This window comes from Psittacicella hinzii, from assembly GCF_003585935.1.
In the GTDB taxonomy this organism is placed as follows: domain Bacteria; phylum Pseudomonadota; class Gammaproteobacteria; order Enterobacterales; family Psittacicellaceae; genus Psittacicella; species Psittacicella hinzii.
In genome coordinates this window covers 1-10919 of sequence record NZ_NRJG01000034.1, presented here as the reverse complement: position 1 = coordinate 10919, position 10919 = coordinate 1, and the positions used below count along the sequence as shown (strand labels likewise).

At 35.6% G+C, this 10919-nt stretch carries 9 protein-coding genes; 1 reads left to right on the top strand and 8 read right to left on the bottom strand.

Features of this window, described 5'->3' with window-relative positions; translation table 11 throughout:
• From tuf to rpsL, 4 genes are all read right to left on the bottom strand, one after another.
• Positions 1-1136, bottom strand: a 1136-nt coding sequence (gene tuf / locus CKF58_RS02340; protein WP_119530462.1) for an elongation factor Tu, incomplete at its 3' end; no start/stop codon positions are given.
• Positions 1137-1193: 57 nt separating this feature from the next.
• Complete coding sequence (fusA, locus tag CKF58_RS02335) at positions 1194-3293, bottom strand: elongation factor G (RefSeq protein ID WP_119530459.1); 2100 nt, start codon at positions 3291-3293, stop codon at positions 1194-1196.
• 106 nt (positions 3294-3399) lie between these two features.
• Positions 3400-3870 carry a 30S ribosomal protein S7 gene (gene rpsG, locus CKF58_RS02330; RefSeq protein WP_119530456.1) on the bottom strand — a complete coding sequence of 157 codons (471 nt, stop codon included), beginning with the start codon at positions 3868-3870 and terminating at the stop codon, positions 3400-3402.
• Between the two features lie 125 nt (positions 3871-3995).
• The gene (gene rpsL / locus CKF58_RS02325) at positions 3996-4370 is read right to left on the bottom strand and encodes a 30S ribosomal protein S12 (protein ID WP_119530453.1); all 375 of its coding nucleotides are present in this window, start codon (positions 4368-4370) and stop codon (positions 3996-3998) included.
• A gap of 168 nt (positions 4371-4538) precedes the next feature.
• Here rpsL and CKF58_RS02320 point away from each other — a divergent pair, with 168 nt between their 5' ends.
• Positions 4539-5093 (top strand): hypothetical protein, encoded by a 555-nt coding sequence (locus tag CKF58_RS02320; protein WP_119530451.1) that lies wholly within the window; start codon positions 4539-4541, stop codon positions 5091-5093.
• A gap of 79 nt (positions 5094-5172) precedes the next feature.
• On the opposite strand, the gene CKF58_RS02315 is transcribed toward CKF58_RS02320, so the two are convergent.
• From CKF58_RS02315 to tig, 4 genes are all read right to left on the bottom strand, one after another.
• Positions 5173-5688 carry a hypothetical protein gene (locus CKF58_RS02315; protein ID WP_119530449.1) on the bottom strand — a complete coding sequence of 172 codons (516 nt, stop codon included), beginning with the start codon at positions 5686-5688 and terminating at the stop codon, positions 5173-5175.
• 8 nt (positions 5689-5696) lie between these two features.
• Positions 5697-6071 (bottom strand): hypothetical protein, encoded by a 375-nt coding sequence (locus CKF58_RS02310; protein ID WP_119530447.1) that lies wholly within the window; start codon positions 6069-6071, stop codon positions 5697-5699.
• Between the two features lie 83 nt (positions 6072-6154).
• Positions 6155-8971 carry an endopeptidase La gene (lon, locus tag CKF58_RS02305; RefSeq protein ID WP_119530445.1) on the bottom strand — a complete coding sequence of 939 codons (2817 nt, stop codon included), beginning with the start codon at positions 8969-8971 and terminating at the stop codon, positions 6155-6157.
• Between the two features lie 331 nt (positions 8972-9302).
• Entirely contained in the window at positions 9303-10652 is a 1350-nt protein-coding gene (gene tig, locus CKF58_RS02300; protein ID WP_119530443.1) for a trigger factor, read from the bottom strand.
• Positions 10653-10919: the final 267 nt, after the last annotated feature.

The window sequence follows — 10919 nt, the reverse complement described above, 5'->3', positions numbered from 1 at the left end:
TCACGGATAGCAAAACGTAAACCTTGGTCCATCGCAATCGGGTGGATTAGAGCTACGCGCATTTTGATGTTATCACCAGGCATAACCATTTCAACACCTTCTGGTAATTCGATAGTACCAGTTACGTCTGTTGTACGGAAGAAGAATTGTGGACGGTAACCTTTGAAGAATGGAGTGTGACGACCACCTTCTTCTTTAGTTAATACGTACACTTCTGCATCGAAGTCAGTGTGTGGAGTGATTGAACCTGGTTTAGCTAATACTTGACCACGTTCGATTTCTTCACGTTTAGTACCACGTAATAATGCACCGATGTTTTCACCTGCACGACCTTCGTCAAGTGTTTTACGGAACATTTCTACCGCTGTTACAGTTGTTTTAGCAGTTGGTTTGATACCAACGATTTCAACTTCATCACCAGATTTAACGATACCACGCTCAACACGACCTGTTACTACTGTACCACGACCTGAAATTGAGAATACGTCTTCGATTGGTAATAAGAATGGTTGATCGATCGCACGTACTGGATCTGGAATGTACTCATCTAATGTGTTCGCTAACTCAAGAATTTTTTCTTCCCAAGCAGCATCACCTTCTAATGCTTTAAGAGCTGAACCACGGATGATTGGAGTGTCATCACCTGGGAAATCATATTGATTTAATAGGTCACGAACATCCATATCAACTAGTTCTAATAACTCTTCGTCATCTAACATGTCACATTTGTTTAAGAATACAACAATGTATGGTACACCTACTTGACGAGCTAATAGAATGTGCTCACGAGTTTGTGGCATAGGACCATCTGTTGCAGCTACTACTAGAATAGCACCATCCATTTGAGCAGCACCTGTGATCATGTTTTTAACATAGTCGGCGTGTCCTGGACAGTCAACGTGTGCATAGTGACGGTTAGCACTATCATATTCTACGTGAGAAGTATTAATAGTAATACCACGCGCTTTCTCTTCTGGTGCGTTATCGATTTGATCGAATGCACGAGCAGCACCACCGAAGTGTTTAGATAATACTGTTGTAATCGCTGCTGTTAGAGTTGTTTTACCGTGGTCAACGTGACCGATTGTACCTACGTTAACGTGCGTTTTATTACGGACGAACTGTGACTTAGACATTATAAATTTCCTTTAAAGTTAAAATATAAATTTCAACGAAAATATTTAAATAATTAATTATCTTGATTTACGAGCTTCAATTACAGCTTCTGCTACGTTACGTGGAGCTTCTGAGTATTTTAAGAATTCCATTGAGTAAGAAGCACGACCTTGAGTTTGTGAACGTAAATCTGTTGCATAACCAAATAGCTCTGATAGAGGTACTTGAGCACGGATTTTCTTAGCCATCATCATATCTTCCATACCTTCTACAAGACCACGACGACGGTTTAAGTCACCGATTACATCACCCATGTACTCTTCAGGAGTTTCAACTTCAACTTTCATGATTGGCTCTAATAGAACCGGTTGTGCTTTCATGAAAGCTTCTTTAAATGCCATAGAACCAGCTAATTTGAATGCCATTTCTGATGAGTCAACATCGTGGTAAGAACCATCGAATAATGTTACTTTAACATCAACGATTGGGAAACCAGCTAGCACACCGTTAGCGATTTGTTCTTGAACACCTTTATCAACCGCAGGGATGTACTCTTTAGGAACCACACCACCCACGATAGCGTTTACGAATTCGTAACCACCGTTCTCTTCCATCGGCTCAAGGCGTAAGAATACGTGACCATATTGACCACGACCACCTGATTGACGAACGAATTTACCTTCTTGCTCAACGTTACCACGAATTGTTTCACGGTAAGATACTTGTGGCTTACCTACGTTCGCTTCAACTTTGAACTCACGACGCATACGGTCAACGATGATATCTAAGTGTAACTCACCCATACCAGCGATGATTGTTTCACCTGATTCTTCATCAGTGTATACGCGGAATGAAGGGTCTTCTTGTGCAAGACGGTTAAGAGCCAGACCCATTTTTTCTTGGTCTGATTTAGTTTTAGGTTCAACTGCAACGTTAATAACTGGCTCTGGGAATTCCATTCTTTCAAGAATGATTGGACGATCCATATCACAGATTGTATCACCAGTAATCACATCTTTAAGACCGATAGCTGCAGCGATGTCACCAGCGTAAACTTCTTTAATTTCTTCACGTTTGTTCGCATGCATTTGAACGATACGACCAATACGTTCACGTTTTTGTTTAACAGAGTTTAATACTGTATCACCAGAGTTAACGTGACCTGAGTATACACGGAAGAATGTTAAGTTACCAACAAATGGGTCTGTTGCGATTTTGAATGCTAAAGCAGCAAATGGTTCATCATCAGAAGCGTGACGTACGTCTTCTTTTTCATCTAATGTGATACCTTTAATCGCAGGAACGTCTGTTGGAGCTGGTAAGAACTCAACAACTGCGTCAAGCATTGCTTGAACACCTTTGTTTTTGAATGCTGAACCACATGTCATTAACATGATTTCATTGTTAAGAACACGTTTACGAAGAGCTGCTTTGATTTCTTCTTCAGTTAGGTCTTCACCACCTAAATATTTTTCCATTAACTCTTCGTCTGATTCTGCAGCAGCTTCAATCATGTGATTGCGCCATTCTTCAGCAGTTTCAACTAAATCAGCTGGAATATCAACTAGATCATAAGTCATACCTTGATCAGCTTCATTCCAGTCGATGAATTTCATTTTGAATAGGTCAACAACACCTTTGAATTCTTCTTCAGCACCTACCGGGATTTGAATTGGAACTGGGTTACCACCTAAACGTTGTTTAACTTGATCAACAACACGGAAGAAGTTAGCACCTGTACGGTCCATTTTGTTAACGAACGCGATACGTGGTACGTGATATTTGTTAGCTTGACGCCATACTGTTTCAGATTGAGGTTGAACACCACCAACAGCACAGTAAACCATCACCGCACCATCAAGAACACGCATTGAACGTTCAACTTCGATTGTGAAGTCAACGTGTCCCGGAGTATCGATAATGTTAATACGGTGTCTTGGGAATTGTTGGTTCATACCAGCCCAGAAACAAGTTGTCGCAGCAGATGTAATTGTAATACCACGCTCTTGCTCTTGTTCCATCCAGTCCATTGTTGCAGCACCATCGTGAACTTCACCGATTTTGTGACTTACACCAGTGTAGAATAGAACACGCTCAGTTGTAGTTGTTTTACCTGCATCGATGTGGGCACTAATACCGATGTTACGATAGAGTTCAATGGGAGTAGATCTAGCCATTTTTTCCTCGATATATAAAATGATGAAACTGCTTAAATTCAATCACTAAACTTTTAAATTTTGCAAATGAACTTAAGCAGCAGGTTAAATATTTAAGATTGCAATACTACCAACGGAAGTGAGCGAATGCTTTATTCGCTTCAGCCATACGATGAACATCTTCACGTTTTTTAACTGCAGCGCCTTTGTTTTCAAGAGCGTCGATTAGTTCATGAGCTAAACGATCTGACATAGTTTTGTCGTTACGGTTTCTTGCTGCTTCTTTAATCCAACGCATTGCAAGAGTGTTACGACGTACAGGGCGGATTTCTACAGGAACTTGGTATGTAGAACCACCAACACGGCGAGATTTAACTTCAACTGTAGGACGAACTTGCTCTAATGAAGCTTCAAAAGCTTCTAATGGAGTTTTGTTACTGTGTTGAGCTAATTTTTCTAACGCAGTGTAAACAATCTTTTCAGCGATAGACTTTTTACCATCTACCATGATAACATTAATAAATTTTGCTAATAATTCTGAACCAAATTTTGGATCTGGTAGAATTTTACGTTGACCAATTACGCGACGACGTGGCATGGTTATTCTCCGTTTAAATTCAGGTTAGTCCAAAACTCATTAAAACATTAATCTTAATGGAGCTTTGAGTAAAAAAATTAAAAATGATTTGTTAAATATGTTTGGCCTTACTTTACGGAGCTATATTAAGACTTAGGTCTCTTAACACCGTATTTAGAACGACCTTGTTTACGGTCTTTAACACCAGCACAGTCTAAAGCACCACGAACTGTGTGATAACGCACACCTGGTAAGTCCTTAACACGACCACCACGGATTAACACTACGCTGTGCTCTTGTAAGTTGTGACCTTCACCACCGATGTAAGAAGTTACTTCGTAACCGTTTGTTAAACGAATACGACATACTTTACGTTGTGCTGAGTTTGGTTTTTTAGGTTTTACTGTTGAAACACGAGTACATACACCACGTTTTTGCGGACAAGCTTCTAACGCTGGCACCGTACTTTTAACAACCTTTTTCGCGCGAGGTTTACGCACTAATTGGTTAATTGTTGCCATAATTTAATGAGCTCCATTGAGATATAAATTTTTATGGATGAATATCCAAAACAAACTGTGCATATTATACAATAAAAAAGATTTTTTTTGTTGTTTTTTATTTTTGACTTTTGCTAGATAGAACTTTAATATAGACTAAGTAAACAACTAATTTTTCTATCTCATACCATGGTAAAAGTACAATATACAAATGACGTTACTTACGACTTAAGTACTGCAGATCTTGAACAGATAAAGCAATGGCCTAATAGCATACTCATTGGCTATCATCTAAAGGTTAATAATCTATCACCAAACGACCTTGAAGTTATTCGTAGTCCAGCTTATAGCAAATTAACTACCAAACATCCTTTTGTCACCGATAAGGAATACGCTCGCTCAACCTATTTAAAATTTATTCGTAGTTTATTTGTTATTCCTTTAGCTTTAACTTTTTTAGGGTTTCTAGTGGGTTACTTCACTTACTTCCAACCCAATGCTATATTCTCTACTATTAACTACACTGCTATTTTTTATATCTTATCTAGCGCTGCCATTTACATTGGCTCAATTTTTTCTTTACAAGTTGTTACTGAAGTAGTAATGCAAAATAAATTAAAAGCTGCTGCAAGATTATTATTTCCACACGAATTAGCACAGGGGTTAACTGCTAAATTTACCTTAGCATGGATTGCTTTACAAGTTATGATCCAACTGGTAATGTACGCAATTTGCTCAACCTAAAAAATAAAAATGATCCCTTGTTTCAAACATAGGGAGCAAATTTAATTCTTATCGAATGTAGCATGCTAATATTAGCAGCTTAACCTTTATATACCCAACTAAATTGTTCTTGATACTTTTTGAATTCTACTTTTGTTAGATCTAAGTACTCAGATAGCGAACAGTTTATCATAGGCAGTTCGTTATTTTGCATTAGACTTACAACTTGTTGTAATATTTTATAATCTTCATTGCTTTTATCAAGAATAAAGGCAATTGCTTCATCACTTTCGTGCTCAAACGCTAACATCGCCCATTGCGATGTCATAATTTGCATACGATCCATTAAGATTAGTTCATCCATAGGATTAGCACTATCGGTATTTAAATACTTACCCCATATGTAATTATATACTTTAGGATATTTTTCTTTAAGGGCTAAGATTTTTTGTTTTTGCGTAAAATCAATAAAGTTTAAGATTCCTCTATTTGCAAAAACAAGTTTGCAATCATCTTCAAAACTGAAAATAAATGAAAGCATCATTTGTCCAGCTTGGCGCACTTCAACCACTTGATCTAAAAAGTATTTATCAAGCATAAAACATGGAATTTTCATCTACGCCCCTATACTTTCACTTCACTAATTTGGTACTTTTCAGTATCAAATAAATCATGCACACCTATATTCTCTTCAGGCAAGATTACCCAAGAACTTTTATACCCCCATTCAAGCAAACTACGCGCACAACATATAACCTCTAAGTTATACTTACGCACGAGCTCCTGAAAACGCAGACATACTGCACGAACTTGATGGGAGAACTCTAATTCATTTTGATCTAAAACTAATGGCAAGGCAAGGCTTTCTACAAAAAGTAACAATTGTTTATTATCTACGTTACCTGATTGCCCTATAGCAACCAAAGTTTTTTCCACATGTAATAAGTTCTGCTGAACTTGCATGCTAAGTACGGAATCACGAAATACGACTAATTTCATCTTAAAAAAAGGGGGAAGCTAAGCTCCCCCAGTTAAATATTATTCTAAATAATAACTAAAATTATTTAGATCTAGTTTGAAGACTATTTCTCTGTAGACTTAGTTTTCTTTTTAGCTTTTGTGGTAGTTTTAGATTCCGCTTCTTTAGTATCAGAATCTTTTTCTACTACTTTTTTCGCTCTTATTCTTTTTGGAGCTTTTTTCTGTTCCACTTCTACAGTTTCAGTTGAAGCTTCTGCTTTAGCTTTTTTCGTACGAGTAGCTTTTTTCGCTTTCTCGGTATATTGATCTAAATCAGCTTCAGCTGCTAAAGTTTTAGCAGGACGTTTTTTATCTCCAAATACAATATCGATAACTTCGTCTATAGTTTCTACTGGGTAGAATTGTAATTCATCTTTAATGCTTTGCGGCACTTTATAAAGATCTGGCTCATTTGATTTAGGTAAAATGATGTGTTTTACCCCATTACGATGAGCAGAGATAACTTTTTCTTTAACTCCACCAATACGTAATACATCACCATGTAATGAAATTTCCCCAGTCATACCGATATCCATTGCAATCGGTTTTTTAGTTAAGGCTGAGATTAAACATGTAGTAATCGCTGAACCTGCAGATGGACCATCTTTACTAATACCAGCATTAGGGAAGTGAACGTGGAAATCATTGTTTACATAGAAGTCTTCAGGTAAATCAAATTGTTTATAGCGTTGACGAATTACCGTAATCGCCGCTTTTATAGATTCCTTAATTTGATCACCTAAACTACCAGTAGCTGAGATATTACCTTTACCTGAAGTTACTGCAGCTTCAATTGGTAATACATCACCACCAGCTTGTGTCCATGCTAGACCAGTAATCTGACCTACAAATGATTTCGCTCTAAATTCCGTTTGCTCAACATTCGATTCATTAATAACTGGACCAAGTACTTTTTGTACTAATTCACTATCAACTACAACCTTGTCAACTTTACTTTCAACAATTAGTTTAATTGTATAACGAATAATACGTTCAATACGACGTTCTAATGAACGTACACCTGGTTCATTTGTGTACCCATCAATAATGAAGTTAATCATTTTATCTGGGAAATCGATTTCAGTTTCTTCAACCGCATTACGTTTTAGTAATTTAGGAAGAATATGTTTTTTCGCAATTTGGAATTTTTCATTACGTGTATACGAACCTAAGTCAACAATTTCCATACGGTCTAAAAGAGCCGGAGGAATGTTATAACTATTTGCCGTAGCAATGAATAATACTTTTGATAAATCGTAGTCTACTTCTAAATAATTATCTACGAATTTATTATTTTGCTCTGGGTCTAATACTTCTAGAAGTGCTGCTGCAGGATCACCACGATGATTTGAAGTTAATTTATCAATTTCATCTAATAAGAATAGAGGGTTATTAACCCCCACTTTAGATAAGTGAGAAATAACTTTACCTGGTTGTGAACCAATATAGGTTCTACGGTGACCACGGATTTCAGCTTCATCAGATAGACCACCTAAAGCCCATCTAGTGTATTTACGTCCAGTAGCTTCAGCAATTGAACGACCTAAAGATGTTTTACCAACCCCTGGTGGACCAATTAAACATAGCACTGGAGATTTAGCTAGATCAACACGTGATAATACTGCTAAATATTCTAGAATACGTTCTTTTACATCATCCAGACCAAAATGATCACTATCAAGAATTGCACGCGATTTAGCTAGATCGATCTTACCTAAAGTATCACCTTTATAAGGAGTCTTTAATAACCAATCTACATAATTTTGTTGCATGTAGTATTCTTGTGAATTAGATGGGATCATTTCTAAACGACGAATTTCACCTGAGATTTTATCGAATAGCTCTGGATGATATTTTTCGATATTTAAAGCATCTAATTCTTGTAATAATTTTTCTACATCAGATTCATCTGATGCACCATCTGGATTTAATTCACGTTTTAAAGCACGGATTTGCTCAGTAATGTAGTATTTACGCTGAGCAGTTTCCATATTTTTACGCACTGAATCTTGTAACTCTGCATCGAAAGTTTTACGATTTAATAATAATTCTACGTGAGAAATTAAAAACTCGTAACGTTGATATAAGTAGGGGGTACGCGCAAAATTACTTACAATAAAAGGATTTACGTTTAAAAAGCTTAAGCATTGATAAACGTAAGTACTATATTTCGTTGGTAAAGATTTAAATTCGACTTCCGAGAAAAGACCTTTGTTATCAATCGCTTGCATATACGCACTTACAGAATTGCGTAGCTTTGTAAGCGCAAACTCTTTAGCACGTGGAGTTACTTTTACATCGTTTGATAAACGGTCATCATCACTCATGAAGTTCGCAGTAAATGGTAAACTTTTAACTTTAGCTAGTAGCACATGACCAGTACCAATATCATTATTAAAAGTTTTAACCTCCGAATCGTAAAAGTCAAACTGAGCTTCTGCGATTGGGAAAATACTCATATTAGCAGTTACACCGTCTTCAGCTACAGAAGTTTTTCTAATAATACATAAAAAACCTTCTTTCACTAGTTGTTGCGAATAAGATGAGATTTTTTTACGGAAACCTTGGAATGTTGCCGGAATAGAATCATTATCAACAGTTACCACTAGTACTGGTTTATATTCACCAGAAACACTAATATCTGGAAGAGCATCATCGGTCAGCCCAAAATACTCTGTAATATCAGCTTCACTAGGAACTGTTTCGGTTGTTAAGAAACTAACTGTATCAACCTGACTTTTCTTATCTAAATTAAGATAAGTTACTTCACTATACACTCTCTCGTTTAATACTTCATCATTGTATAGAGAAGCGTATAAAGAATTACCAGATACAAAAATTACCGGTAATTGACCATATTCATATTGCTCTTTTTGCATTAATATCGGTCCATCTTATGTTGAAAGTATATGCAAAACATATACTCTATTAAAATTACTGCTTTTTCAGAAAAAGTTACAGCCTAAGACCTAGATCTTAGAAATAACTTTTTTGAACTTAATAATTAATTTTTACTTAGACTAGGATTTTACTTCTAAAGTATAGGGATAAGAAATAAAAATACCTAGGAGCATAAGTAAACATTAAGCAAGAAAAAACACTTTTATTGCTCAATGGTTACGTATGTAGAGCTTAAAATTAAAATACGTAAAGACTAAAGGAAAGATCTATAAATTATAGATCTTTCCTTTATTTTAATCTACCTAACTATTACGCTAAATCTTGACCTTGATTAATACGTACTAAGTCAGTATAAGGCATCTCAACTTCTTTTAATTTGAATAATGTTTTAAGTTTTAATGCAACTTTTTGTGATAACACTTCGTTACGTGAAGACTCTAAAAGTTGTTTGTTTTTTCGAGATTGGTGTTTGTACTCAATTGGATCTTCGAACATTACTGATAAATCTTCAATGTATTGTTCTACTTCTTCGTCAGTAACTGTAATGTTTAGATCTCTTACTAGAGCTTCGTGTACTAACTCGATACGTAAGTTATTACGCTCTTCATTAGTTAATACAGCTACTGTATCTGGATCTTTCTTCATTAACTCGTTTGTTGCATCAAATAATTCTTTACCTGATAAACGAGGTTGATTGCTTGGTGTTGTATTTAATAAGTAAGCTTCGAAACGACGATACACGTAGAAGTCTACGATACCTTTAGAAACTTCTAAATCAGAATATAACTCTAAGAATTTCTCATCAGTTCTATTTAAGAAGTATTTTAAAGTGTGAGCTTTAATTTCACGTTTTAAGTTTTTCTTGATTTCTGCTTTTAAGTCATCAAGAGTTGCATTCTTTTTATTTAAGAATTCAGAAATGAATGCTTCATCAACTTCACCTAAAGTACGTTCTTTAACTTCTAGAACTTTTACTTTTAAGTTGAACTCTTTATCTTCAGAAACTTTGAATTTAGTTTCGAACTCATCACCTGCTTTACGACCAACGAAATCACCAGAGAAATCAGCTGGATATTGGTAACTACCAACTACTAAGTTGTTTTTACCAGTAAATGCAGCGTATGGTAAGCCGTTTTCATCTGTAGCTTCAGATTCGAAGATTACTAAATCGTCTAAAGCAGCAGCTTTATCTTTTAATTCGTAAGTTGAACGTTGTTGACGTAATGCTAAAATCATTTCTTCAACAGCGCTTTCTTCAGAAATAACAGGGAACTCAACTTCAACATTAGAGAAGTCTTTTAGTTCAACTTTAGGTGCAACATCAAAGTTTAAAGTTACTTCTAATTCTTTACCTTCTTCAACCCAATCAGCTTTACGAGAGTTGATGATAATAGGTCTTTCTTCTGAAGTTTTTAAATATGCTGTAAAAGCTTCATTTTCTAATTTTTGTGCCGCTGCATTTGAAGCATCTTGTCTTACGTACGGCTCAGCAACTGACAATGGAACTTTACCTGGGCGAAAACCTGGTAAAGATAATTTTTTGCTAGCTACTAATTTTTTAACTTCTTTGTTATATTCTTTCTCAAATAAATCTCTTGAGATAGATAGTTTAACTTCTCTTGTTAAACCTTCAGATGATACTAATTTAAAAGAGCTCATTGTTAATCTCTTAATGTAATATGTTGACTATTAGTTATAGGTTTAAGTTAAACCTAAACACCATGTACACAGAAGATATACTCTATCTTCATTAAAGTTTTGAAATCTGTATTTACAAGTAGCAACGACCTAAAGTCGAAATTTTATCTGCTACTCTCTAAATTGTATATAAAAATACGGCAGTTTTCAACTCTTATTAAAAATAAATAGCTATTATTTTAGTAAAAGTATCAAAATTAAATTTTGGCAAACAGACTAAAATTAAAA